The sequence below is a fragment of the Acidovorax sp. AC410 genome (assembly GCF_979253235.1).
The window spans coordinates 4,055,831-4,080,621 of record NZ_CEEDCG010000001.1 but is presented as its reverse complement, the minus strand read 5'-3'; the positions used below and the strand labels follow the sequence as shown (position 1 = coordinate 4,080,621).

General features: G+C 68.5%; 27 protein-coding genes. 13 read left to right on the top strand and 14 right to left on the bottom strand.

Features of this window, described 5'->3' with window-relative positions:
- Nucleotides 1-3: 3 nt before the first annotated feature.
- The 3 genes from AC0IZS_RS18940 to AC0IZS_RS18930 form a co-directional block, all read right to left on the bottom strand.
- Nucleotides 4-621, bottom strand: coding sequence for a DUF2325 domain-containing protein (locus AC0IZS_RS18940; protein WP_471637017.1), 618 nt, complete (start codon nt 619-621; stop codon nt 4-6).
- Between the two features lie 227 nt (nt 622-848).
- Nucleotides 849-1,226, bottom strand: coding sequence for a VOC family protein (locus AC0IZS_RS18935; protein WP_471637016.1), 378 nt, complete (start codon nt 1,224-1,226; stop codon nt 849-851).
- Nucleotides 1,227-1,346: 120 nt separating this feature from the next.
- Nucleotides 1,347-2,126: a class I SAM-dependent methyltransferase gene (locus AC0IZS_RS18930; RefSeq protein WP_471637015.1), complete on the bottom strand. Its 780-nt coding sequence runs from the start codon at nt 2,124-2,126 to the stop codon at nt 1,347-1,349.
- Nucleotides 2,127-2,225: 99 nt separating this feature from the next.
- Here AC0IZS_RS18930 and AC0IZS_RS18925 point away from each other — a divergent pair, with 99 nt between their 5' ends.
- A complete protein-coding gene (locus AC0IZS_RS18925) occupies nt 2,226-3,098 on the top strand; it encodes a LysR family transcriptional regulator (RefSeq protein ID WP_471637014.1) in 873 nt (290 codons plus the stop codon).
- Between the two features lie 4 nt (nt 3,099-3,102).
- Here AC0IZS_RS18925 and AC0IZS_RS18920 read toward each other — a convergent pair whose 3' ends face one another.
- Nucleotides 3,103-3,552: a hypothetical protein gene (locus AC0IZS_RS18920; protein WP_471637013.1), complete on the bottom strand. Its 450-nt coding sequence runs from the start codon at nt 3,550-3,552 to the stop codon at nt 3,103-3,105.
- Nucleotides 3,539-3,955, bottom strand: coding sequence for a nuclear transport factor 2 family protein (locus AC0IZS_RS18915; protein ID WP_471637012.1), 417 nt, complete (start codon nt 3,953-3,955; stop codon nt 3,539-3,541). Before AC0IZS_RS18915 ends, AC0IZS_RS18920 begins: the two co-directional genes overlap by 14 nt.
- Nucleotides 3,956-4,062: 107 nt before the next feature.
- Here AC0IZS_RS18915 and AC0IZS_RS18910 point away from each other — a divergent pair, with 107 nt between their 5' ends.
- Nucleotides 4,063-4,554: a MarR family winged helix-turn-helix transcriptional regulator gene (locus AC0IZS_RS18910; protein WP_471637011.1), complete on the top strand. Its 492-nt coding sequence runs from the start codon at nt 4,063-4,065 to the stop codon at nt 4,552-4,554.
- Between the two features lie 75 nt (nt 4,555-4,629).
- Here the strand turns inward: AC0IZS_RS18910 and AC0IZS_RS18905 are convergent, their stop codons facing one another.
- From AC0IZS_RS18905 to AC0IZS_RS18895, 3 genes are all read right to left on the bottom strand, one after another.
- Nucleotides 4,630-6,147 carry a tripartite tricarboxylate transporter permease gene (locus AC0IZS_RS18905; protein WP_471637010.1) on the bottom strand — a complete coding sequence of 506 codons (1,518 nt, stop codon included), beginning with the start codon at nt 6,145-6,147 and terminating at the stop codon, nt 4,630-4,632.
- Nucleotides 6,148-6,162: 15 nt separating this feature from the next.
- Nucleotides 6,163-6,678, bottom strand: coding sequence for a tripartite tricarboxylate transporter TctB family protein (locus tag AC0IZS_RS18900; protein ID WP_471637008.1), 516 nt, complete (start codon nt 6,676-6,678; stop codon nt 6,163-6,165).
- A 109-nt stretch (nt 6,679-6,787) separates the two neighbouring features.
- Nucleotides 6,788-7,747 (bottom strand): Bug family tripartite tricarboxylate transporter substrate binding protein, encoded by a 960-nt coding sequence (locus tag AC0IZS_RS18895; protein WP_471637007.1) that lies wholly within the window; start codon nt 7,745-7,747, stop codon nt 6,788-6,790.
- 169 nt (nt 7,748-7,916) lie between these two features.
- Between AC0IZS_RS18895 and AC0IZS_RS18890 the strand changes: the two genes are divergently transcribed.
- Genes AC0IZS_RS18890 through AC0IZS_RS18880 form a run of 3 tightly spaced genes read left to right on the top strand, consistent with a single transcriptional unit; the run spans nt 7,917 to nt 10,511 of the window.
- On the top strand, nt 7,917-8,615 hold the full coding sequence (locus AC0IZS_RS18890; RefSeq protein WP_322592962.1) for a response regulator transcription factor: 699 nt from the start codon (nt 7,917-7,919) through the stop codon (nt 8,613-8,615).
- 1 nt (nt 8,616) lies between these two features.
- Nucleotides 8,617-10,089, top strand: coding sequence for a sensor histidine kinase (locus AC0IZS_RS18885; protein WP_471637006.1), 1,473 nt, complete (start codon nt 8,617-8,619; stop codon nt 10,087-10,089).
- Nucleotides 10,086-10,511, top strand: a complete 426-nt coding sequence (locus AC0IZS_RS18880; RefSeq protein WP_471637005.1) for an RNA-binding S4 domain-containing protein — start codon at nt 10,086-10,088, stop codon at nt 10,509-10,511. Before AC0IZS_RS18885 ends, AC0IZS_RS18880 begins: the two co-directional genes overlap by 4 nt.
- 10 nt (nt 10,512-10,521) lie before the next feature.
- On the opposite strand, the gene AC0IZS_RS18875 is transcribed toward AC0IZS_RS18880, so the two are convergent.
- From AC0IZS_RS18875 to AC0IZS_RS18860, 4 genes are read right to left on the bottom strand one after another with little or no spacing between them, the layout of a single operon-like run.
- Nucleotides 10,522-11,157, bottom strand: a complete 636-nt coding sequence (locus AC0IZS_RS18875; protein ID WP_471637004.1) for an ATP-binding cassette domain-containing protein — start codon at nt 11,155-11,157, stop codon at nt 10,522-10,524.
- A 2-nt stretch (nt 11,158-11,159) separates the two neighbouring features.
- Nucleotides 11,160-11,885 (bottom strand): ABC transporter ATP-binding protein, encoded by a 726-nt coding sequence (locus AC0IZS_RS18870; RefSeq protein ID WP_471637003.1) that lies wholly within the window; start codon nt 11,883-11,885, stop codon nt 11,160-11,162.
- Entirely contained in the window at nt 11,882-12,625 is a 744-nt protein-coding gene (locus tag AC0IZS_RS18865; protein WP_471637002.1) for an ABC transporter ATP-binding protein, read from the bottom strand. The genes AC0IZS_RS18870 and AC0IZS_RS18865 overlap by 4 nt, the downstream gene beginning before the upstream one ends.
- Nucleotides 12,626-12,627: 2 nt before the next feature.
- On the bottom strand, nt 12,628-13,656 hold the full coding sequence (locus AC0IZS_RS18860) for a branched-chain amino acid ABC transporter permease (RefSeq protein WP_471637001.1): 1,029 nt from the start codon (nt 13,654-13,656) through the stop codon (nt 12,628-12,630).
- Nucleotides 13,657-13,776: 120 nt separating this feature from the next.
- On the opposite strand from AC0IZS_RS18860, the gene AC0IZS_RS18855 reads away from it, so the two are divergent.
- The 8 genes from AC0IZS_RS18855 to AC0IZS_RS18820 are packed head-to-tail and all read left to right on the top strand — an operon-like array spanning nt 13,777 to nt 22,693.
- The gene (locus AC0IZS_RS18855) at nt 13,777-14,640 is read left to right on the top strand and encodes a MurR/RpiR family transcriptional regulator (protein ID WP_471637000.1); all 864 of its coding nucleotides are present in this window, start codon (nt 13,777-13,779) and stop codon (nt 14,638-14,640) included.
- Complete coding sequence (locus AC0IZS_RS18850; RefSeq protein WP_471636999.1) at nt 14,637-16,577, top strand: bifunctional 5-dehydro-2-deoxygluconokinase/5-dehydro-2-deoxyphosphogluconate aldolase; 1,941 nt, start codon at nt 14,637-14,639, stop codon at nt 16,575-16,577. Before AC0IZS_RS18855 ends, AC0IZS_RS18850 begins: the two co-directional genes overlap by 4 nt.
- A 16-nt stretch (nt 16,578-16,593) precedes the next feature.
- Nucleotides 16,594-17,499, top strand: a complete 906-nt coding sequence (locus AC0IZS_RS18845) for an NAD(P)-dependent oxidoreductase (protein WP_471636998.1) — start codon at nt 16,594-16,596, stop codon at nt 17,497-17,499.
- 52 nt (nt 17,500-17,551) lie between these two features.
- Nucleotides 17,552-18,871 (top strand): ABC transporter substrate-binding protein, encoded by a 1,320-nt coding sequence (locus tag AC0IZS_RS18840; RefSeq protein WP_471636997.1) that lies wholly within the window; start codon nt 17,552-17,554, stop codon nt 18,869-18,871.
- Between the two features lie 11 nt (nt 18,872-18,882).
- Nucleotides 18,883-20,172 (top strand): ABC transporter substrate-binding protein, encoded by a 1,290-nt coding sequence (locus AC0IZS_RS18835; protein ID WP_471636996.1) that lies wholly within the window; start codon nt 18,883-18,885, stop codon nt 20,170-20,172.
- 7 nt (nt 20,173-20,179) lie between these two features.
- Nucleotides 20,180-21,109, top strand: coding sequence for a branched-chain amino acid ABC transporter permease (locus AC0IZS_RS18830; protein WP_471636995.1), 930 nt, complete (start codon nt 20,180-20,182; stop codon nt 21,107-21,109).
- A complete protein-coding gene (locus AC0IZS_RS18825; RefSeq protein ID WP_471636994.1) occupies nt 21,102-21,848 on the top strand; it encodes an SDR family NAD(P)-dependent oxidoreductase in 747 nt (248 codons plus the stop codon). Before AC0IZS_RS18830 ends, AC0IZS_RS18825 begins: the two co-directional genes overlap by 8 nt.
- Before the next feature lie 5 nt (nt 21,849-21,853).
- Entirely contained in the window at nt 21,854-22,693 is an 840-nt protein-coding gene (locus AC0IZS_RS18820) for an SDR family NAD(P)-dependent oxidoreductase (RefSeq protein WP_471636993.1), read from the top strand.
- Here the strand turns inward: AC0IZS_RS18820 and AC0IZS_RS18815 are convergent.
- On the bottom strand, nt 22,677-24,050 hold the full coding sequence (locus tag AC0IZS_RS18815) for a heavy metal sensor histidine kinase (RefSeq protein ID WP_471636992.1): 1,374 nt from the start codon (nt 24,048-24,050) through the stop codon (nt 22,677-22,679). The genes AC0IZS_RS18820 and AC0IZS_RS18815 overlap by 17 nt on opposite strands.
- A complete protein-coding gene (locus AC0IZS_RS18810; protein ID WP_471636991.1) occupies nt 24,047-24,736 on the bottom strand; it encodes a heavy metal response regulator transcription factor in 690 nt (229 codons plus the stop codon). The genes AC0IZS_RS18815 and AC0IZS_RS18810 overlap by 4 nt, the downstream gene beginning before the upstream one ends.
- Nucleotides 24,737-24,791: the final 55 nt, after the last annotated feature.

Sequence of the window (24,791 nt, the reverse complement as noted above, 5' to 3'; positions counted from 1 at the left end):
CGGTCATTCGGGCAGGGTCGCGGCCTCCGCGGCCTGCAGGCCGCTGACCGCGCGCATGCCGCGCGCCATGCGCAGCACCACCACGGGCTGGGCCTTCTCTGCAGGGCCGGCACCCAGCGGTTGGTCCACCAGGATGCAGGGCTTGCCGGTGCGCCGGCAATGGTCCTGCACGCGCCAGTACTCGTCGTGGCTGATGCAGCCGGTCTGGCAGATCACGAGGTCGGCGGCCGCCAGGCTGGAATCGAGGGCGGGCGATGCCGGGGCCAGGGCCTCGGGGGCGGCCTGCGCCTGTTGCTCCACCTGTGCCGCAGCCACGGCCTGCAGGCGCCAGCGCAGGCACTCGCGCGAGAGGCTGGTGATGCGCTCGGCCAGCGCCGCGATGTGGCGCGCCATGTCGCGCCGGCGCTTCAAGCCTGGCTGCGCGGCCTGCAGTTGCTGCAGATCGTCCTGCGCCACGGCCAGCCGCGTATCGCGCACCACCACGGCCGCGCGCAGACGCACCACCTCGGCCCGCAACTGCTCAAGCTCGCTCGCCTGCCGGGCCAGCGCGTCGCTGCAACGCGTCTGCGCTTCCCCCAGCTGGCGGCACAGCACCAGGAACTCTTCGGACAGGGTATGCATGCACCATCCTCGATAATAAGAATGATTCGCATTTTATGGTATGATTTGCCCGTCTGAGCAAGCTACCTGGTGGGGGATATTCGAGGAGGAGAGTCCTCGGTATCTGGCTTGCGAAGTTTGCTGGGCGGGCAAGGTCGGGGCGTACCCAGGACCATCCAGGTACGCCAGGGCCTGCCCGCCACCCCTGCAAACCATGGACGACAGCAGCCCCGCCGCCGTGCACAGGATCATCCGCTGGCCTGCCCTGCCGAGCGCAGGGCGATGCAGTTGCCCTCCAGATCCCCGACTTCCGCGACGCATCCAAAGCTGCCGACCTCGGTCACGGGGTACAGCACCACGCCCCCTGCCTCCACAGCCCGGGACAGCGCGGCATGGATGTCCGGCACATTGAAATAGATGCGGGCGCCCGCGCGGCCGGGCACGTAGCTCTCCCCTCGGGCCAGCGCACCGCTCGCGCCGCCGCCCTCCTCGGCATGGGGAAAGAACGCCATCTCGTTGCCGTCCACGCTCGCCTGTTCGAACTCGCACCCCAAGAGAGCCCGATAAAAGCCCATGGCCCGCGCCAGGTCGTGCACCGGGATCTCGAAGTAGGACACGGGATTCATCAGGCGGCTCCATCGTTGCGCTCAAAGCAGGCAGCGGACCGCGCCTGCGCAGGCGCCGGCGGCAAAGGCCCCACGCTGCGAGCATAGCGCCCTGGTGATTGGGGCCTCGGGCCTGCGGGATCAGGGGTTGCTGCGGTTGATGAAGTTGTCGGGGCCACGGCCACCCAGCTTGGGCAGCAGCCTGCTGGGGGCGTGGGGAAACTCCGGCGGCTTGCGCGCCACGATGAAGAGCCGGATGTCCTTGCCCCGGGTGCCGTGCCGTTCCATGGAAAGGATGTCCAGGCCCTGGCGGGCCATGGCCGCATGCAGGCCCTCCCCCTCGAAGCTCAGCACGTGGGGTGCCTTGCCGATGGCACGCATCAGCGGTAGCGCGAGCCAGGGAATGAGCGGGTTCATCTCGGCGATGCAGGGCGTCTTCGAGATCAACAGGCCGCCGGGCCGCAGCGCCTGCACCGCCTGTTGCAGCGTGTGGTCGAGATCGCTCACCAGGTGCAGCATGCTGAAGGCCAGCACCACGTCGTAGGCGCCTTGCCCCAGGCCCGGCGCGTCGGCGTCGGCCACCGCGAAGCTCAGTTGCGGCACCGGCTGGGCCGCCAGCTTGCCCTGGGCAATGGCGATCATGCCGGCCGAGACGTCGGTTGCCAGCAGGCGCCGGGTGAAGGGTGCCAGGCGCAGCGCGGTGGTCCCCGTGCCACAGCCGATCTCCAGCACCTCCTTGTCGGTCGACAGCAGGGCCTGCACCCGCTGCAGCGTGGCCTCGTAGCCCGGCATGTCGGCAATCGGATCGGCCGCGTACTTGGGCGCGATGCGGTCCCAGAACAAGGCCTTGCGGGCCATGGCAGCACTGGCCTGGGGGAGTGGCGACGCGTCGGCGGGTGCTGCGGTGGTGGTGGTCGGCATGGAGTGGGAGGTAGTCTGTGCTAGGTCAGCAACGGATGCTATCCATGCACCGTCCCCCAGGGAACTGCCAGAATTCGCAGTAGCCATATACATTTATGCATGGATAAACTCGACTGGAACCAGCTCCGGGCGTTTCTGGAAACCGCCGAAACCGGCTCGCTCTCGGCCGCCGCGCGCAAGCTCGGCCTGACCCAGCCTACCCTGAGCCGCCAGGTCGCTGCCATCGAGCAGCGCATGGGCGTGACCCTGTTCGAGCGCGTGGGCAAGGCCATGGCACTCACCACCACCGGGCTGGACCTGCTGGAGCACGCGCGTGCCATGGGCGCAGCCGCCGACGCCCTGGGCTTGGCAGCCACCGGCCGCTCGCAGGCCGTGGGCGGTGTGGTGTCGGTTTCGGCCACGGATGCCGTGGCCTCGTACCTGCTGCCTCCGCTGGTGCGGCGCCTGCGCGAACAGGAGCCAGGCATCCTCATCGAGGTGATCCCGTCCAATGCGTTCAGCGATCTGCTGCGCCGCGAGGCCGACATCGCCATCCGCCATGCCAAGCCCGAGCAGCCGGAGCTGATCGCCCGCCTGATCCGCGATGCATCGGCCTGCTTCTATGCGTCCGAGGACTGGGTGCAGATCCATGGCCACCCGCGCAGCGCCGAGGATGCGGCCCACCTGCCCTTCGTGGGCTCGGACCGCTCGGGCCAGTACCTGGGCTACCTGCGCCAGCACGGCCTGCCCCTGAGCGAAGCCAATTTCAGCTGCTACGCCGACCACACGGTGGCCCACTGGGCGCTGGTGCGCCAGGGCATGGGCATCGGCGCCATGATGGAAGAGATCGCCCACGCCACCCCGGGCATCGTGCGCGTGCTCGACGACGTGCCGCCCGTGATCTTCCCGATCTGGCTGGTCACCCACCGCGAACTGCGCACGGCGCGCAGGATAAGGGTGGTCTTCGAGGCGCTGGCGCAGGGCCTGGCATAGGGCGCTAAGCCCGCGCCCTGGCGCTGGTGCCTGGTACGCCCGTGGCCCAAAACGCCAGCGCAAACAGCAACCCAAGAACCAGATCCACTCCCGCAGCCATGGCCATGGCCGCATCGGCGCGCCCCTGCAGGCACAGCACCAGCGCGGGAACACCAAAGGCCAGCTTCTCGGCCACGGCGGGCAGCATGAAGAGGCGGTAGCGCACCACGTCGCTCGCAATCAGCAAGAAGGCGAGTTGCCACGCCAGCGCCACGCCCACGAAGCCGTAGTGCGTGAGTGCGGCCGCAGCGTGGCTGCCGGCCTGCGGGCCCATGAAATACTGGGGCACGAGCGCGATCAGCCCATACGCACCCGCCCCCAGAAACAGCCGGCGGGCCATGCGCAGGGCGCGGCCCTGGTGGATGAGCAGGCCCGCCTGCACGACGGCACCGGCCGGCGCATCATGCCGTGGCATCGCCATGCCCCTGCAGGCGCCACATCTCGAACACCTGCTCGCGCGCGATCAACCCGCCACGCATGGTGAAGTGGTGCACGATGCGCAGCGCCACGCGCGAGCCGATGGGCAGGGGCGCATTGTCCATACCGGGGCCCACCAGGTGCATATGCACCAGCATGTCGTCGACCACGCGATGCTGCGTGGCAAAGCGGTCCAGCGGGGTGATGCGCACATCGGCCATGGCGGGCCACATCGCCAGGTAATTGGCGCGCACGGCGTCGCGCCCCTCGAAGCGCAGGCCGCGCCCCGGGATCTCGAGAACGATGTCATCGGTATAGAGGCCGAGGATCGAGTCGACGTCGCGCGCCTCGCCCTGGATGTGCCGGTCGACGACGTCCAGATTGTGTTCGATGGTGTTCATGGGTTTCTTTGGATTCACTCGGTGGATTGCAGATGCACATTCGCATTTAGACAGAATGTCTGTCAATGATAGACAGTCATTCTGTCTTTTGCAATACACTGCGTGCCATGACGACGAACCGACCATTGACCGAGAGCAACGCCAGCCTGGGTGCCCTGCTGCGCCAGCCCTACGAGCAGATGTCCACTTGGCTGTACGCCGAGTTGGCCCGGCGCGGCCACGACGACGTGCGACCTGCCTACAGCGCCGTGCTGCGCAACCTGCCGGCCGAAGGGGCGCGCGTGAGCGAGTTGGCCCAGCGCGCCGGCCTGGCCAAGCAGAGCATGGGCTACCTGGTGGAGCAGATGGCCGGCGCCGGCCTGGTGGAGGTGGTGCCCGACGCGCAGGACCGGCGCGCCAACACCGTGCGCCTGACGGAGCGCGGCAACGCGGTGGTGCAGATGGCGCTGGACCTGTCGCGCCAGTACGAGGCGCATTTCGGCGACCTGCTGGGCGAGCGCAAGATGGCGCAGCTGCGGGCACTGTTGCAGGAACTGGCCGCGCAGCTGGACACCGATGCCGGCCGCACCGGCCCCGGGACAGGCAGGGCCAAGGACTGAAGCGGGGCCTGAAAAAGACAAACCCCGCCCCCTGAACACAGGGAGCGGGGTTTCTGGCCTGAACCGCTTGTCAGCTCAAAGCGCTTGCGGCTCCCCGGCTTGCCGGGCGCGGCGTGCGGCCACCACCCGCGCCACGCGCGGCAGGATCAGCACGGCCAGCACGATGAAGATCAGCGTGAGCGAGCCCGGGCGCTCCAGGAAGATGGTCCACTTGCCTTCGCCGATGGCGACGGCATTGCGCATCTGCGCCTCGGCCAGGGGGCCCAGGATCATGCCCACGACCACGGGGGCCGAGGGGATGTCGAAGCGGCGCATCACCACGCCCAGCAGGCCGATGGCATACAGCAGCACCAGGTCGAACGCGCTCTGGCGCATGCCGTACACGCCCAGGGTGGCAAACACCAGAATGCCCGCATACAGGTAGGACTTGGGGATCTTGAGCAGCTTGACCCACAGGCCCACCAGCGGCAGGTTCAGGATCAGCAGCATGACGTTGCCGATGTACATCGACGCGATCAGCGCCCAGACCAGCGCACCGTTGCTGGTGAACAGCTGCGGGCCGGGCTGGATACCGTAGTTCTGGAACGCGCCCAGCAGGATGGCCGTGGTGTTCGACGTGGGGATGCCCAGCGTGAGCAGCGGGATCAGCGTGGCCGTGATGGCCGCGTTGTTCGCCGCCTCGGGGCCGGCCACGCCTTCGATGGCACCGGTGGTGCCGAACTCTTCCTTGTGCTTGCTCAGTTTCTTCTCGGCCGCGTAGCTCAGGAAGGTCGGGATCTCGCTGCCGCCTGCGGGCACGGTGCCGAAGGGAAAACCGATGGCCGTGGCGCGCAGCCAGGCGGGCCAGGAACGGCGCCATTCCTGCTTGGTCATGTGCGTGCTGGTCAGCTTGTTCTGCGTCTCTTCGGTCTTGCCCTCGTACATCACGTTGTACAGGGCCTCGCCCACGGCGAACAGGCCCACGGCGATCAGCACCACCTCGATGCCGTCCATCAGCTCGGGCACGCCGAAGGTGTAGCGCGCCTGGGCCGTGAGTTGGTCGATGCCGATCAGGCCCAGCGCCAGGCCCAGGAACAGCGCCAGCATGCCGCGCAGCGTGCTCTTGCCCAGCACCGCGCTCACGGTGGTGAAGGCCAGCACCATGAGCATAAAGTACTCGGGCGGCCCCAGGCGCACGGCGTATTCGGCCACCACGGGGGCGAAGAAGGTCACCAGCACGGTGGCGATGGTGCCCGCCACGAAGGAGCCGATGGCCGCCGTGGCCAGGGCCGCACCGGCGCGCCCGTTCTTGGCCATCTTGTTGCCCTCCATGGCCGTGACCATGGACCCCGCCTCACCGGGCGTGTTGAGCAGGATGGAGGTGGTCGAGCCGCCGTACATGGCGCCGTAGTAGATGCCCGCAAAGAAGATCATCGAGGCGGTGGCTTCGACCTTGACGGTGATGGGCAGCAGCATGGCCACGGCCACGGCGGGGCCGATGCCGGGCAGCACACCCACGGCGGTGCCGATGACACAGCCGACGAAGGCCCACATCAGGTTGATGGGGGTGGCTGCAGTGACGAAGCCCTGCAGCAGGAGGTTCCAGGTTTCCATGGTGTCGCGCGGGCTTTACAGCCACCCCGTGTTGGTGAGGCCGGGCAGGTTGATCGCCAGCAGTTGGGTAAACATCCAGAACACCGGCGCGGCCACGGCCACACCGATGAAGAGGTCCTTGATCCACGCCTTGGGGCCCAGGTCGAGCCTGCCTTCGGCGCTTTTGAAGCCGCGTACCGCGAGCACGAAGCACAGCGCGCAGCTCAGGATGAAGCCCAGCGTGGTGATCAGCATGGCATTGAGCAGCAGGCCGGCCGACACCCAGATGAAGCCCTTCCAGTGGGCGCTGACGTCGCCCGACGCCTCCTCCAGGTCACGGAAGCCGCCCGTGCGGGCGTGGACGATGGCCAGCACCCCGCAGACGATGAGCACGATGGCCACCACCCAGGGGAAGAAGTTGGGGCCCACGCCGCCATAGCCCGCCTCGGAGCTGATGGAGGTGGCGCCCCAGGCCAGCAGGCAGCCCAGCAGCAAGGTGCCTGCGCCCACCACGGTTTGCAGGGCCGTGGAGCGAGAGGAATGTTGTGTCATGTTTTTATCCCGCAAGGAAGAGCGGCGCGCAGAGGACTGTTTCCAGCACCGTATTGCGCGCCGCCCGGAGGGTGCGACGATGGGCTTTCGCCGGGCTCTGGGCCCGGCGTCAGATCATGCCGGACTTGACCATCGTGGCGCGCAGGCTGGCGAACTCGGCATCCACGAAGTTGGCGAACTCGTCGCCGGCCAGCCATGCAGGCGTCCAGCCGTTCTTCTCCATCGCGTCCTGCCAGGACTTGTGCTTGTAGGTCTTGGACAGCGCCTCGACCAGGTCCTTGCGCTGCTCGGCGGTGATGCCGGCCGCGCCGTACACGCCGCGCCAGTTGCCGATCTCGACGTTGATGCCCTGCTCCTTGAGCGTGGGCACGCTCACGCCCTTCAGGCGCGTGGCCGAGGTCACGCCCACGGCGCGCATCTTGCCAGCGGTGATGTACTCGGCAAACTCGCTGTAGCCGCTGCCGCCCACGGTGACGTTGCCGCCCAGGATGGCGGCGGTGGCCTCACCGCCCCCACGGAAGGCCACGTAGTTGATCTTGGCCGGGTCCACGCCCACTTCGCGGGCGATCATGGCGGCCGCGATGTGCTCGGTGGATCCGCGCGAGCCGCCGCCCCACTTCACGCTGCCGGGGTCCTTCTTGAGCTGGTCGACCACGTCCTTCATGGTCTTGAAGGGCGAGTTGGCAGGCAGCACGAACACGTTGTACTCGCTGCTCAGGCGCACCAGCGGCGTCACCTTGTCCAGGCCCACGGGCGGCTTGCCGGTGATGATGCCACCCAGCATCACGGCACCCATGGTCATCAGCGCATTCGGGTCGCCCTTGCTGGCGTTGGCGAACTGCGCCAGGCCGATGGCGCCGGCTGCGCCGCCCTTGTTGTCATAGGTGACCGAACTGGCCACGCCTGCGTCCTGCATGGCCTTGCCCAGGGCACGGCCCGTGGTGTCCCAGCCACCACCGGGGTTGGCAGGGATCATCATCTTGATGGCTGCAGCGGCCTGGGCGGTCAGCGGCAAGGCACCGGCTGCCGCCATGGCGGCCAGGGACTTGAGGAAGGTATCGCGACGCATTGTTGTCTCCTTGGATGATTGGCGAACCTGTCGATGATGCGCGCCCTGCCTGTCAAACGGCTGTCCACAGCCCTAGGGAAAACACTAGGTAACAGGCGGTTGCAAGACACCTGCGCCCGCAGGGAAAACCTCAAAGCCGGGAACCGTGCACAGCCGCTCCCACAGTGATATGGTCCCGCGCATGAAATTGCTGCTTGTCGAAGACGATCCCACCATGCAGGCGACCTTGCACCGGGCCCTGAGCCGCCGCGGCATGGAGGTGACGCCCGTGGGCGATGGCCGCGCCGCGCTGGCGCAGTGGGCGGCCCAGCCGCCCGATGCGGTGGTGCTGGACCTGACGCTGCCCGGCCTGGACGGCCTGCAGGTGCTGCAGCAGGCGCGCACGCGCGGGCTGCGCACGCCGGTGATCATCCTCACCGCGCGCGGCACCGTGGGCGACCGCATCATGGGCCTCAATTCGGGCGCCGACGACTACCTGCCCAAGCCTTTCGACCTCGACGAGCTCGAAGCCCGCCTGCGCGCCCTGGTGCGCCGCAGCGCCGACCCGGTGGCCAGCAATGCCCTGCCGCCCAGCGTGCAGCAGATCGGCGCCATCCGCTACGACACCAACAGCGGCGCCATCTACCTGAACGGCGAGGTGATGGAGTTCACCCCGCGCGAGCTGGCGCTGATGCATGCCCTGCTGGCCCAGCCCGGCCACGCGGTGACCAAGGAGCGGCTGTACGAGCTGGTGTTCCCGGGCCAGCTCGACGTGCAGTACGAGGCCATCGAGGTGGTGGTGTACCGGCTGCGCAAGAAGCTCACCGGCACGGGCCTGACGCTGATGACGCTGCGCGGCCTGGGCTACCTGCTGCGCACCGATGCATGACATGAAGAAGCCCCCGGGCGAGCCCCGCCTGCCACCGACGCCGCGGCCCCACTCGCTGCGCCGCCGGCTGCTGCTGGGCATTCTGCTGCCGGTGGTGGTGTTCATCACCTACAACACCATCAGCGGCTACCAGCAGACCCTGGCCTCGCTGACCACCGCCTACGACCGCACGCTGCTGGCATCGGCCAAGAGCATCAGCGAGCAACTGGACGTGACGGGCTACGACGAGGCCGCGCACCTGCGCGCCATCGTGCCCTACTCGGCACTTGAGGCCTTCGAGGCGGACAACAAGAGCCGCATGTACTACCGTGTCTCCAACCTGCAGGGGGGCCTGATCTCGGGCTTTGACGAACTGCCGCTGTGGAAGGGAACCATCCCCGCGCGCCCACCCTATGCGGCGCTGGTGGATTTCTACGACGACACCTTCCGCGGCATGCCGGTGCGCGTGGCCGTGCTGCTGCAGCCGGTGGCCAGCTCCAGCGGGCGCGCCATGGCCGTGATCCAGGTGGCCGAGACGCTGGAGGTGCGCGAGACCCTGGCACTGCAGAACCTGCGCAATACCCTGCTGCGCCAGGCCCTGCTGATCGCGGTGATCGGCATCACGGTGGTGCTGGTGGTGCAGCGCGCCACCCAGCCCGTGCGCCAGCTCAGCCGGGAGCTGCAGGCCCGCCAGGAAGGCGACCTGAGCCCCATCACCGCGCCCGCCGCGCCGCGCGAACTGCAGCCCCTGATCGAGGGCACCAACGAGTTTCTGCAGCGCCTGCGCCACCTGCTGCGCCACCAGAAGCGTTTCGTGCGCGATGCCTCGCACCAGCTGCGCACGCCGCTGGCGGTGCTCAAGACCCAGGTGCAGTCGGCCCTGCGCGGCGACATGCCGGCCGAGCAGGCGCTGCACGAGATCCGCGACACGGTGGACCGCGCCACCCAGCTGGCCAACCAGATGCTGGCCCTGGCCAAGGTGGAACAGCTGCGCCAGCAGAGCGCGCCGCCCGTGGCGCGTTTCGACGAGATCCTGCGCGGCGTGGCGCTCGACATCTCGCCCCTGATCGCTCAGCGCGACCTGGACTTCGGCATCCACACCGATGCCGCGCCCATCCAGGCACACGAGTGGATGCTGCGCGAGCTGACGCGCAACCTGCTGCACAACGCCGTGCGCCACGCCCCGCCGGGCAGCGAGCTGTCGGTGGAGCTGCGCACCGATGGGCGCCACGCGGCCCTGACCGTGAGCGACCATGGCCCCGGCATCGACGACGAGCTGGCGCTCAGGCTGTTCCAGCCATTCTCGGCCGGCGACGTGCGCACCGGCAGCGGCCTGGGCCTGGCCATCTGCCAGGAGATCGTGCTTGCGCTGTCAGGCACCATCTCCTTGACCAACCGCACCCAGGCCGGCCGCGTGCTGGGCCTGGACGCCGTGGTGCGGCTACCCCTGGCCCACGGCATGGGCATGCCGGACGCGGCACAATCCCCCCCATGACCCCCACCGAGACGATGCGCCTGGACAAGTGGCTCTGGTGCGCCCGCTTTTACAAGACCCGTGGCCTGGCCACCGAAGAGATCGGCAAGGGCCGCGTCACCGTCAACGGCCAGGCCGCCAAACCGGCGCGCGATGTGCGCCCGGGCGACACCGTGGCCCTGCGCCAAGGCCCGGTGGCCCGCACCGTGACCGTGCGCGCCCTGAGCGGCATGCGCGGCCCTGCGCCTGTGGCGCAGTTGCTGTACGAAGAGACCGCCGAGAGCATTGCCGCCCGCGAGGCCGCGGCCGAACAGCGCCGCCTGGCCCCCGAGCCCGCCGCCGCGCTGCAGGAGGGCCGGCCCACCAAGCGCGACCGGCGCAACATCGAACGCGTGAGCGCCCCCGACTGGGGCAGCCGCTGGAGCGCGTCAATCGACGAGTGAGCCGCGGCGCTCAGGCCGGCACGCCCTGCGCCGGGGCCAACGCACCCAGGTAGGCGCGCACCGCCGGCTCGCGCGCCAGGGTGTCGAAGTCCGGCGCCTGGCTGACCACTCCCTTGTTCACGAAGAGGAAGCGCTCGCAGCTCTGGCGCAGGATGTCCACGTGGTAGGGCTCGTTGGGGTGCAGGCACAGAAAGACCAGCTTGCCCTTGCCGCGCAGCGTGGCAAAGAAATCGAGCATGAAGCCGATGTAGCCGTCCTGGGTGTTGAACTGCGGCTCGTCGAACAGGTGTACCAGCGGCGAATCGGTGGCCGCATGCTGGAGCAGAAAGTTGGGCTTGCCGCGCTGGAACGAGCGCACCTGGTAGGACTGGTGGTAGTGGATGGCCAGGCGGTCGCGCTCGCGCGTGCGCACCTGGTGGATGTCTTGCCCGTTGACCAGAACGCGGCCCGCGCTGGGCAGGTTGCTGCCGGTGATCAGCTCGAACAGCGTGGTCTTGCCCGAGCCGTTGGGGCCCATGACACCGACGACCTGCGGGCTTTCGACCACGAAGTCCGCCGCCAGCGAGAAGGTGCGCTCCTGGTTCAGCAGGCCTCGCGTGTAGTGCTTGGCCAGGTGGTCCACATGCAAAAGAGGCGTGTTCGCCATGCTCATACCCCCAGAAGCTGCATGCGCAGCGCCGTGTCGTCCAGCAGCACGCGGGCCGGGCCCTCGTGCACGATGGTGCCTGCATTCATCACGTAGGCGCGGTCGGCCACCTGCAGCGCGCTCTGCACGTTCTGCTCCACCACCAGCACGGCGATGCCCTCGCGCCTGAGGCGTTCAATGGTCTTCATCACGTCCTGCACCACCTTGGGCGCCAGGCCCTGGCTGGGCTCGTCGAACAGCACCAGCCCGGGCGAACCCAGCAGCGCGCGCGAGATGGCCACCATCTGCATCTCGCCGCCCGAGAGGTTCTCGCACTCGCGGTGCATGAGGTACTCCATGGCGCTGAAGATCTCGAAGCACTCCTTCTCGTTCCAGGCGCGAAAGCGCGTCTTCTTGCGCGCGATGGCGAGGTTGCGCGCCACCGTCAGCGTGGGGAAGATGCGCCGGTCGTCCGGCACCCAGCCGATGCCGCTCTTGGCGATCTCGTGCGTGGCCTCGTGCGTCACGTCTCGCCCGTCGAAGGTGACGGTACCGTTCCTGGCAGGCGTGAGGCCCAGGATGGTGCGCAGCGTCGTGGTCTTGCCTGCGCCGTTGGGGCCCAGCAGCGCGACGACCTCGCCGGCACCGACCTCCAGGGACACATTGAACAGGGCCTGCGTTTCGGCGTAGAAGGTGTTCACGCCCTGCAGCGACAGCATGGCCGGCGCTGGTTTCAGTACCGCGCTCATGCGGCCAGTGCCCCGAGGTTGGAGCGCTGCACCCACTCGCTCTGGCGCAGCTCGGCCGGGGTACCACGGGCGATGACCTGGCCCCAGTGGATGACCGACAGCGTGTCGGCCAGGCGAAACAGGAATTGCATGTCGTGCTCGATGATGACGATGGTGAGATCGCGCTTGAGGCTGGCCACCAGGTCGGCCAGGCGCGCCGTGCCTTCGGCGCCCAAGCCCGCGGTGGGTTCGTCCAAAAAGAGCATGCGCGGCTCGGCGGCCAGCGCCACGCCGATCTCCAGCGCCCGGCGCTCGCCGTAGGACAGGCTCCTGGCCGGCGTGCGCTCCTTGCCCTTCAGGCCCACGCGCGCCAGCACGCCCGCAGCCAGGTCCTGCGCGGCGCTGTCGGCGCCCAGGTCGCGCCAGGCGTTGAAGCCCTGGCGCCGCACATGGGGCGTGGCCACCAGCACGTTGTCCAGCGCCGAGTCGTCGTTGAACAGGTTCATGATCTGGAACGAGCGCGAGATGCCCTTCTTCGCGATCTCGCGCGGGGCCAGGCCGGTGATGTCCTCGCCGGCAAAGGTCACGCGGCCGCGGTCGGGCTTGAAGCGCCCGGTGAGCACGTTGAAGCAGGTCGTCTTGCCCGCCCCGTTGGGGCCCATGATGCCGGCCAGTTGGCCCTCCTGCACGCTGAGCGTGATGTCTTCGAGCACCACCTGGTCACCGAACCGCTTGGACAGTCCTGCAGCTTCGAACAACATGGTCAGGCCTCCTTCTCTTGAATCGTGATCACGGGCGCAAGGCCTTGGGTGGCAGCGGCCCGCGCACGCCGGGCACGCCAGTCCTGCCACATGCCGGCCACTCCCTCGGGTTTGTAGAGCACCAGCACCATGAACACCAGGCCGTACCAGAGCAGCCAGGTCTCGGTGTAGGCGCCCAGCAGGTCGCGCGCCAGGATGAAGAAGGCCGCGCCGATCAGCGGCCCCCAGAAGCTCACCAGCCCGCCGCCGATCAGCACCATCATCACCACGAAGCCCGAGTTGTGCAGGCTCATCACGTTGGGGTAGGCCGACTGCTGGGCCATGGCGAACATGGCGCCCGCCAACCCCGCCACCCCGGCCGAGAGCGTGAAGGCCAGCCACTTGTAGAGCCAGACGTTGTAGCCCACGAAAGCAGCGCGCGTCTCGTTCTGCTTGATGGCATTGAGCACGCGGCCGAAGGGCGAATGCACCAGCCGCCACAGCAGCGCCACCGTGATGGCAAAGACCGCAAGGCAGAAATAGAACAGCGCCTCGTTGCTCTTGAGCGGCAGTGACGCAACGCCCAGCTCCACCGGCAGGCGCTTGATGTTGAGCAGCCCGTCCTCCCCGCCAGTGACCGTGTGCCACTTGTTCGCAATGAACCAGAACACCTGCCCGAAGGCGATGGTGAGCAGCGCGTAGTAGATGCCGCGCCGGTGCGAGATGAACAGCCCCACCAGCGCCCCAAGCACGGCGGCCACCAGCACCGCCCCCGCCAGGTCAAACCACAGGTTGGCCCACAGCTTGTGCTGCAGCAGGCCGAACGCGTAGGCGCCGATGCCGAAGTAGGCCCCGTGCCCGAAGGACGGCAACCCCGCCGTGCCGAGCAGCAGGTTGTACCCGAGCGCGAACAGCATCCAGATCATGATTTCCAGCGCCAGGTACTGGTACAGGCCGGCGCCTGCAATCCACAGCGGTGTGGAGAACAGCACGGCGAGCGTGATGAGCAACGGTGCTGGCAGCACCCGGGATCGACCAGGAACGAATTGCATGGCGGGAAAACCCTTGTTCGAATTGCCTTGTGAAAACAGAATGTACGTTCTAATATTCGATCACGCAAGAATTTCTGTTCTAGTACTTTCCCGATATCCCAGCCACGCACCCAACGACTTATGGACAGCGCCACCACCTACGACGAGCTCAAGGACGCCATTGCACGCGCCTATCCCGACATGTCCAAGCAGCTGCAGCGCATCGCGCGCTTTGCACTGGAGAAGCCGCAGGACCTTGCGCTGGGCACCGTGGCCGCGCTGGCCGAGGCCACCGAGGTGCAGCCCTCGGCCATGATCCGCTTTGCCAATGCGCTGGGCTACAAGGGCTTCTCCGATATGCAGCAGGTGTTCCGCGGGCACCTGGTGGAGCGCTCGGCCACCTACCGCGAGCGCATCGACCAGTTGCGCCGCCAGCAGGTCACCGGCCAGCGCGCACCGGCCGGCGTGCTGCACCAGCTGACCAGCGACTCCATGACCGAGCTGGGGCACCTGGAAGAAGCCGTGCGCGAGGCCGACCTGCGCGCCGCCGTGAAGCTGCTGGCTGCGGCCAGCCGCGTACATGTGCTGGCCCAGCGGCGCGCCTTCCCGATTGCCTGCTACCTGAGCTACGCGCTTGGCCAGCTGGAGCTCAAGACCCACCTGCTGGATGGCGCTGGCGGCATGCTGGACGAGAACCTGCGCTCCGTCGACACGAGCGATGTGCTGCTGGTGGCCAGCTTTCGCAACTACTCGCCCGACGTGGTGCATGCCGCGCAGACCTGCGCCCGCCGCGGCGTACCCGTGATCGCCATCACCGACGGGCCGCTGTCGCCGCTGGTGGGGCCTTCCAAGGTCTGCTTCGAGCTGGCCGACGACTCCTCCAAACCGTTTCGCTCCCTGGTCGCGCCCATGTGCCTGGCACAGGCGCTGGTCATGAGCACCGGCCACCACCTGGCCGAAAAGCCCGCGCCGCAGGCGCGCACTGCCCGAAAGGCCCGACCATGAAGAATGTACCGCCCCGCCGCTTCGACGTCATCTGCATGGGCCGCGCCGCCGTGGACCTGTACGGCGAGCAGATCGGCGGCCGGCTGGAGGACATGCAGACCTTCAGCAAGTACCTGGGCGGCTCGCCGGCCAACACCGCCGTGGGCGTGGCACGGCTGGGCCTCAAGCCCGCCATGCTGACCCGCGTGGGCGACGAGCACCACGGCCGCTTCGTGCGCGAGGCCCTGGCCGCCGAGGGCGTGGACACCAGCCAGGTGTCCACCGACCCCCGGCGCCTGACGGGCCTGGTGTTCCTGGGCATCCAGGACCGCGAGACCTTTCCGCTGGTGTTCTACCGCGACCACTGCGCCGACATGGCGCTCACGGCCGCCGACGTGCAGGGTGATTTCATCGGCTCGGCCACGGCGCTGCTGCTGTCGGGCACGCACCTGTCGCAGCCCGGGACCTACGAGGCCTGCCGCGCCGCCATGGCACTGGCACGTGAGCGCGGCACGCGCACCGTGCTGGACATCGACTACCGCCCCGTGCTGTGGGGCCTGACCAGCCCCGGCATGGGCGAGCAGCGCTTCGTGGCGGACGACAAGGTCACCGCGCACCTGCAGGGCGTGATCGCCGACTGCGACCTGGTGGTGGGCACCGAGGAAGAGATCCACATCGCCGGAGGCAGCACCGACACCCTGCAGGCGCTGCGCCGGCTGCGCGAACTCACCCCGGGTCTGCTCGTGGTCAAGCGCGGCCCCATGGGCTGCGTGGCCTTCGACCGGGCCATCCCGGACAGCCTGGAAGACGGCCTCAAGGGCCCCGGCTTTCCGGTCGAGGTGTTCAACGTGCTGGGCGCGGGCGATGCCTTCATGGCCGGCTTCCTGCGCGGCTGGCTCAAGGACGAGCCGCTGTCCCTGTGCTGCGCCTGGGCCAACGCCTGTGGCGCCATCGTGGTCTCGCGCCACGGCTGCTCGCCGGCCATGGCCAGTTGGGAAGAACTGCAGCACTTCCTGCAGCACGGCTCACCCACGCGCCGCCTGCGCGAAGACCCGGTGCTCGAGCACCTGCACCGCAGCACCACGCGCACGCGCCGCTGGAGCGAGCTGGTGGTGCTGGCCTTCGACCACCGCTCGCAGCTCGAAGAGATCGCCGAGCGCCACGGCCAGGGCGAGGCCGCCATCCGCCAGTTCAAGCAACTGGTGGCCCAGGGCGCACGCCGCGGGGCTGGCACCCATGTGGGCGCGGGCGTGCTGCTCGACGGGCGCTTCGGCGAAGAGGTGCTGCCCTCCCTGACCGGCAAGGGCTGGTGGGTGGGCCGGCCGGTGGAGCTGCCCGGTTCGCGCCCGCTGGCTTTCGAGGCGGGCGAGCATCTGGCCATCGAGATGCGCAGCTGGCCCGCCGAGCATGTGGCCAAGTGCCTGCTGTACTGGCACCCCGCCGACAGCCAGGCCCTGCGCGATGCGCAGCTGGCGCGCCTGCTGCAACTGCAGGCAGCCAGCCAGGCGACGCACCATGAGTTCCTGATCGAGGTGATTCCGCCGCGCGAAATGGCGCGCGACGCCAGCACCCTGGACCAGTCGCTCCAGCAGATGTATGCCGCCGGCCTGCGCCCGGACTGGTGGAAGCTGCCGCCCGCCGAGAGCGACGAGGAGTGGGAAGCCATCGCCCGCACCATCCAGCAGCACGACCCGCACTGCCGTGGCGTGCTGATGCTGGGCCTCGAAGCCAGCGAAGAAACGCTCTCCCGCAGCTTTCGCATCGCCGCCGCGCACCCCGTGTGCCGGGGCTTCGCGGTGGGCCGCACGATCTTCGCCGAGGCCGCGGACCGCTGGTTCGCGGGCCAGATCAGCGATGCCCAGGTGATCGACGACATCGCTAGCCGCTATGCCCGCCTGGTCGTCCTGTGGGACGAAGCGCGTGCAGGCATGTCCGAGGCCGTGAGCGCCATTTTTTGACCAAGGAGACACACACATGACAACACCGAACATCGGCTTCATCGGCATCGGCATGATGGGCCACGGCATGGCGAAGAACCTGCTGTCCAAGGGCTACGCGCTGACCTTCAAGGCCAACCGCAACCGCGCCAACCTGGCGGACCTGCTCGCAGCCGGGGCCCGCGAAGCCACCAGCAACGCCGATTGCGCTCGCCAGAGCGACATCGTCTTCGTGTGCGTGACCGGCTCGCCCCAGGTCGAGGAGATCGTCTACGGCAAGGACGGGCTGCTCGAAGCCGCCCGCCCCGGCCTCCTGGTGGTGGACACCTCCACCGCCGAGCCCGAGTCGAGTGCGCGCATCCGCGCCGACCTGCTGGCGCGCGGCGTGAAGCTCATCGACGCGCCCCTGGCGCGCACGCCCAAGGAGGCCGAGGAAGGCCGGCTGAACACCATGGTGGGCGCCGATGCCGAGGACTTCGCCACGCTGGAGCCGGTGCTCAAGGCCTTCTGCGAGAACATCTTCCACGTCGGGCCACCGGGCCACGGCCATGTGCTCAAGCTCGTGAACAACATGATGGCCATGAGCTTCGCCGCCTGCATCGCCGAGGCCTTCGCCGTGGCCGCCAAGTCGGGGCTGGACCTGAACAAGCTGTACAGCGTGGTCACGGCCGGTGGCGTGAACTGCGGCATCTTCCAGATGATGACCAAGGAGACGCTGCAGAACGGCGACGTCACGGGCTTCAAGTTCGGCATCTCCAACGCGCGCAAGGACCTGCGCTACTACACCCACCTGGCCGAGATGCTGCCCGTGACCAGCTTCATGGGCGAGGCCGCGCACCAGAGCTTCGTGCAGGCCGTGAACCTGGGCTTCGGCGACAAGCTGATCGCCTCGCTGTTCGAGGCCCAGGAGAAGGCCAACGACGTGGCCATCGTTCCCCGCTGATTCGATCCCCGCAAGACACACAACAGGCACCCGCCACCCGAAGGAGACAAACATGAGCGATTCCAAGGACAGCATTTCATCGCGCCGCTCGCTGCTCAAGCAGTCGGCCCTGGCCCTCGCGGGGGCCGGCCTGTACGGCGCGGCCCCCTTCTACGGGCCGTGGAAGCACCACCACGCCTGGGCGCAGACGGCGCAGAAGAAGCCGCTGGTCATCGGCCTGACGATGGACGCCTCGGGCCTGTATGCGGCCTCGGGCGGCGAGGAGCGGCTGGGCGCGATGATGGCCATCAAGGAGTTCAACGACCGGGGCGGCGTGCTGGGCCGGCGCATCGAGGCGATCCACATGGACACCGAGACCACACCCGCCACGGGCTCGCGCATCGCCGAGCGCATGATCACGCGCAACGATGCGGCCTTCCTCATCGGCGCGGTGCATTCGGGCGTCTCCAACGCCATCTCGCAGGTGGCGCAGAAGTACGGCACGGTGTTCCTCAACACCAATTCGAGCTCGCCCACCGAGGCCGGCAAGGACTGCCACCGCACCAAGTTCGTCTGGGACGGCAACGGCACCAATTTTTCGAACGCCATCGTCAAGAACGCCATCAAGACCAGCGGGCGCAACTGGGTGCTGCTGACCAACGACTACGTCTGGGGTCACAGCACGGCCAAGGCCACACGCGCGGCGGTAGAGGCCAACGGCGGGCGCATCATCGAAGAGCTGATGGTGCCGCAGAACACGCGCGACTTCTCGGCCTACCTGCTCAAGCTGCAGCAGCTCAAGCCCCAGGTGGTGGCCACCGCCGTGGGCGGTGACGACATCAAGGCGCTGCGCCAGCAGGTGGTGCAGCTCAAGATGAACACCAGCATGGCCTGGATCAACAACCAGCAGGACTGGCCCGACGTGTACGGCCTGGGGCCGGACGCGATCTTCGGCGTGTTCGGCACCACCTGGTACTACCGCCTCAACCTGCCGGGCGTGCGCGAGTTCGTGGCGGCCTACCAGAAGCAGTTCCCGGGCATGGCCATCCGCGTGCCGGGCAATGTGTACCACAACGCCTACATGGCCACGCGCGAGCTGCTGCGCTGCGTGGAGGAAGCGGGCACCACCAACAACATCGCCATCATCAAAAAGCTGGAGGGCCGCAAGATGGCGGCCGCCGACCGGCTGCAGCATTTCGACGCCTGGATGGACCCGGTGACCCACCAGTGCCAGCAGACCATCTACATGGCCAGCTACAACGACCAGCCCGCAGAGAAGGACGACATCTTCAAGATCCTCTCGCAGATCGAACCCCAGGAGGTGCTGGACAAGGATGCGGCCGGCGCCTGCAAGCTCGAAAGCTACGAGGCCACGCCCAGCTACGAGGCCTGAACCCTCACGCCATGAACAGCAGCAGCATCATCAACCGGCGGCGGCTGGTCCGCAGCGCGGCGGCGGCCGTGCTCGGCGCCATGGGGCCTTGGCATGCCCACCATGTCTGGGCCCAGGCGCGAGGCAAGAAGCCGCTCCTGCTCGGCCTGACCACCGACGACACCGGCCAGTACGGTGCCAGCGGCCAGGACGAGCAGCGCGGCATCCTGATGGCGGTGCAGGAGGCCAACGAGCGCGGCGGCGTGCTGGGCCGCCGCATCGAGACGGTGCATGCCGACACCGGCGGCGATGCCGCCAAGGCCACGGCCGTGGCGCGCCACATGATCGGGCAGCAGGAGTGCGCCTTCCTCATCGGGGCCGTGCATTCCGGCGCCGCCAGCGCGATATCGAGCGTGGCACAGCAGCACGGCTGCATCTACTTCAACACCAATTCGAGCTCCCCCAGCGAGGCCGGCAAGGACTGCCACCGCACCAAGTTCGTCTGGGACGGCAACGGCACGAATTTCTCCACCTCGATCGTGCGCGGCGCCATGACCGGTTTCGGCCGCGACTGGGCGCTGATCACCAGCGACTATGCCTGGGGCCACAACACCGCCCAAGGCATCCGCGCCATCGTCGAGGGCAACGGCGGCACCATCGTGCAAGAGATGGTGGTGCCCCAGAACACGCGCGATTTCTCGGCCCAGCTGCAGCGCATCCAGCAGATCAAGCCCGGCGTGATAGCGACCGCCGTTGGCGGCGACGATGTCAAGGCCCTGCGCGAGCAGGTCCGCGGCGCGCGGATGGACCGCGCCTTCGGCTGGATCAACAACCAGCAGGACTGGCCCGACGTGTACAGCGCCGGCCCCGAGGCGCTGTTCGGAATCTTCGGAACCACCTGGTACTGGGGGCTGCGCCTGGCCGGCATCGCCGACTTCAATGCCCGCTACGAGAAGGCCAACCCCGGTTACCGCATCCGCAAGCCGGGCAATGTCTTCTACAACGGCTACATGGCCACGCGCGAGCTGCTGCGGGCCATCGAGCGGGTGGGCAGCACGAACAACATCCGGCTCATCAAGGAGCTGGAGGCGCTGCGCATCCCGGCGGCGCAGCGCATGCAGCACCATGACGCGTGGATGAACCCCGCGACGCACCAGTTGCAGCAGACCATCTACATGGCCGCCTACAACACCCAGCCGCGCGAGCCGGACGACACCTTCCGCATCCTGGGCCAACAGCGGCCCGAGGAAGTGCAGGACCGCGACAGCCTGCGCACCTGCCAACTCGAGTCCTACGCCGCGACTCCGACCTACGAACCCTAGGACCTCCATGGACTGGCTGCTCAATCTCCTCCCCCACCTCGTCAACGGCGTCTCGCTGGGGCTGCTGTTCGCGCTGATCGCGCTGGGCTTCATGCTCATCGTCGGCGTGATGGAAACCATCAACCTCGCGCACGGCTCGCTGTTCGCTTTAGGCATGTACGTGGCGCTGTTCTTCGTGTCGCCCCAGCTGGGCTGGTTTCCGGGCCTGCAGGCCTGGTACATGGCCCTGCCGATCGAGACGCGCTACCTGGTGGCGCTGCTGCTGGCGCCGGTGTTCGTGGGCCTGTTCGGCATGCTGCTGGAGCTGTGCATGCGCCGCACCTATGGGCGCGATCCGCTGTACGGCCTGCTGCTGACCTTTGGCGCGGCGCTGGTGATCGAGGAGACCATCCGCCTGGTGTGGGGCTCCAACGAGAAGCAGTTGGCCCTGCCTGCGGCGATCTCGGGCGCCTTCCTGCTCGGGGACCTGATCTATTCGAAGTACCGCTTCTTCGCCAGCGGCTTCGCGGTGCTGATGATCGTGGCGCTGTGGCTTTTTCTGGAGCGCACGCCCTATGGCGCCATCATCAAGGCCGGCGCGCACGACAGCGAGATGGTGCGCGCCCTGGGCATCAACCTCAAGCGCCTGCGGCTGCTGGTGTTCGGCATCGGGGTGGGGTTGGCGGCGATTGCCGGGGTGGTGATGGCGCCCATCTGGGGCATCCGCCCGCACGTGGGGGTGGATGCGGTGGTGCCCGCCTTCCTGATCATCGTGCTCGGTGGCGTGGGCTCGCTCTGGGGGGCGGTGATCGCCGGCCTCATGGTGGGCATGGTCGTGGGGCTGACCGGGGCCTATGCTTCGGAATGGTCGCTGATGTCCATGTACCTGTTGTTCATTGCCGTGGTGACCTTTCGCTCACGCGGCCTGTTTGGAAAGAAGAGTGTGCTGGATGTCTGAACCCCTCAAAGACAAGGTGGCCATCGTCACCGGTGCCGCGGGCACCATGGGCCTGGCAGCCGTGAAGGTGTTGCTGGAAGACGGCTGCCAGGTGGCCCTGGTGGACGTGAACGCAGAGCGCACGGCCGAGCTGGCCGCCGCGCTGGGGCCGCGCGCCCTGCCCTTTTCCTTCGACATCAGCGATGCGGCGGCCGTGCAGGCGGGCCATGCCGCCATCGAGCGCGCGCTGGGGCCGGTGGACATCCTGCTCAACAACGCCGGCGTGCTGTCCAACAACAAGGCCGAGGCCACCAGCGCCGCCGAATGGCGCCACGTGCTGGGCGCCAACCTCGACGGTGCCTTCTACCTGGCGCAGTGCGTGGTGCCGGCGATGAAGGCACGGCGCTTCGGCCGCATCATCAACACCTGCTCGCTGGCGGCCAAGACGGGCGGGCTCACGGCGGGCACGGCGTACGCGGTCTCCAAGGGGGCCATGACCTCGCTGACGTTTTCACTGGCACGCGAGCTGGCGCCCTTCGGCGTCACGGCCAACGGCATCTCGCCGGCCTATGTGAAGACGCCGATGATCACCGAGCAGCTCAACGAAGAGCAGCGCCAGAAGCTGCTGCGCGACATCCCCGTGGGGCGCTTTTGCGAGCCCGAGGAGTTCGCGCATGTGGTGCGCTTCCTCGCCTCGCCGCTGGCCGGCTTCATCACCGGGGAGATCGTCGATCTCAACGGTGGCCTGCTGATGGACTGAGCGCCATGCCAAGCAGCACCAACGACAACCCCGGGAGCGGCACCACGCCGCGCATCGACTTCGCGCAGGCGCTGTCGGGCCTGTTCAACCTGGCAGGCAAGGTGGCCTATGTGCCCGGCGGCTACGGCGGCATCGGCGAGGCCGTGGCCTGGGCGCTGGCGATGGCCGGCGCCAGGGTGGCAGTATCGGGCCGCGACGCAGCGCGGGCCCAGGCGCTGGCCAGCGCGCTGCAGGCCGCAGGCCACGAGGCCCTGGGCCTGGCCATGGACGCGCATGCGGTACAGGACATCCGCGAGAGCGTGGACACGGTGGCTGCGCACTGGGGCCGGCTGGACATCCTGGTGAACTGCGTGGGCATGCAACGCGAGCAGGCGCTGCTGGAGGTGACCGAGGAGGCCTTCGACGAGGTGATGCAGGTGAACCTCAAGTCCGCCATGTTCCTCGCCCAGGCCGTGGCGCGCCACCAGATCGCAGGCGAGCGGGGCGGCGCCCAGGTGCACCTGCTGTCGGTGCGCTCCCAGCTGGGGCTGCGCGGGCGCGGCTATTCGGCCTACTGCGCGAGCAAGGGCGCGCTCACCCTGCTGATACGCCAGCACGCGAGCGAGCTGGCACCGCATGCCATCACCGTCAACGGCATCGCGCCCACCGTGGTGCGCACCGAGATGGCCCGCCACTGGCTGGAAAACCCCGAGACCCGCGCCCAGGTGCTGGGCCGCATCCCCCTGGGCCGCGTGGCCGACCCCCAGGACGTGGCCGGCGCGGCCGTGTTCTTCACCAGCCCCGCGGCCTCCTTTGTCACCGGGCAGGTGCTGTACATCGATGGGGGCATTACGGCGAGCCAGTGACACATGCCAACGGCAGCTCCAGCCCGATGCGCGTGACACCCCCCACCGACGTGGCCAGCGTGCGCCCGCCATGCATGCGCGCGATCGCATCGGTGATGGCCAGGCCCAGCCCATGGTTGGCCTGGCCATGGCTGCGCGCGGGGTCGGCGCGGTAGAAGCGGTCGAACAGGCGCGCCAGCACCTCGGGCTCGACCCTGGGCCCCAGGTTCTCCACCACCAGTTCCACCGCGCCACCGGGCAACTGCGCAATGCACACCCGCACCGTGCTGCCCGGCGTGGCATGGCGCGTGGCATTGCCGATCAGGTTGGACAGGGCGCGGTGCAGCAGCGGCACGTCGAAGTCGCCCGCAGCATCGCCCACGACCTGCTGGGCCAGCCCCGCCTCCTGCAGCGCCGCCTCGTGGTAGTCGGTCACCTGCGCGGCGACGGCCGCCAGGCTGGCCACCGGTGCGCGGCGCGCGCATGCCCCCCGGTCGGCCTGCGAAAGGAACAGCATGTCGTTCACGATGCCGGTGAGGCGCTGCAGCTCTTCGAGGTTGGAGGACAGCACCTCGGCCAGCTCGCCCGCTGCCTGGCCGCCCCGCCCCACCGAACGCAGTGCCAGCTGGTTGTTGGCCAGCAGCGTGGCCAGCGGCGTACACAGCTCGTGCGCCACATCGGCGTTGAAGCCCTCCATCTGGGCATAGGCCTTCTCCAGCCGGCCCAGGAGCGCATTGAACTGTTCGACCAGCGGCAGCAACTCTGCGGGCTGGCCCGTGCCGTCGAGCCTCTGGTGCAGCGTGGTGGCGGAGAGCTGGCGCGTCTGAGCGGCCATCTGGCGCACGGGTGCCAGGCCCAGGTGTACCAGCACAAAACCGCCGAGCGACACCACCACGGTGCCGGCCAGCGCAGCCAGTGCGAGCGTGATGGCCAGGCGGTTCAGCAGCGCCTGGTCGGGCTGCACATCGATGCGCAGCAGCACCTGCAGCGGGGCGTCGGCTCCGCGTGCCACCTCGAAGCGCAGTTCGCGCGCAGCGGTGAGCGGGGCCGCATCCAAAGCGCTGGGGTACATCCGCTGTCCACCGGCGGTGGTGACCTGCAGGCGGAAGTTCTCGTGCCCAGCCAGGAAGTCGTCCAGCGCATGGCGGCCCTGGGCCGTGGCGCCGGGGTGTGCCTCTTCGCTGGCCAGCAGGTGCCGCAGGATGCCCTCCTTCTGCCGCAGCGCGTCGTCCTGCCGTGCCCCGAAACCCGCGGCCGTGACCAGGTAGACCACCAGGCACACGGCGCCCAGCCCGGCCAGGCTCTGCACCGCCAGCCACCACGACAGCCGGCTGCGCAGCGAGCGCGGCGACAGCGGTGGCAGCGCGCCGACCGTCATGGCGCGCGCTCCTCCAGCACATAGCCCATGCCGCGGATGGTGTGCAACAGGGGCGCAGGGAACGGCACGTCCATCTTGCTGCGCAGCCTGCGCACCGCGACCTCGACCACGTTGGTCTCGCTGTCGAAGTTCATGTCCCACACCTGCGAGGCGATCTCGGTGCGCGACAGCACCTCGCCCTGGCGGCGCAGAAACAGCGTGAGCAGCAGGAACTCCTGCGCCGTCAGGTCCAACCGCTGGCCAGCGCGCGTGGCCTTGCGGCGCAGCAGGTCGAGCTCCAGGTCGGCCAGCTGCAGCAGGGCCTGGGGCTGGCCTGCCGGCACGCCGGCCTGTCCACGCCGCGTGATGGCCTCGATGCGCGCCATCAGCTCCGAAAAGGCGAAGGGCTTGACCAGGTAGTCGTCCGCCCCGGTTTGCAGGCCGCGCACGCGGTCGTCCACGCCGACGCGGGCGGTGAGCATGAGCACGGGGGTCTGGCGCGTCTTGCGCAATGCGGACAGCAGGCTCAGACCGTCGATGCCGGGCAGCATCACGTCGAGCACCAGCACCGCGTAGTCGCCTTCCAGCGCCAGGTGCAGGCCATCGACGCCGTCGTGCGCCACATCGACGACATGGCCGGCCTCGGTGAGCCCCTTGCGCAGGTACTGCGCAAGCTTGACCTCGTCCTCGATGAGCAGGATTTTCATGCCCGGATTGTCGAAGAACCGGGCCTGCGGGCAGATTACAAATTCGTCATCTGCG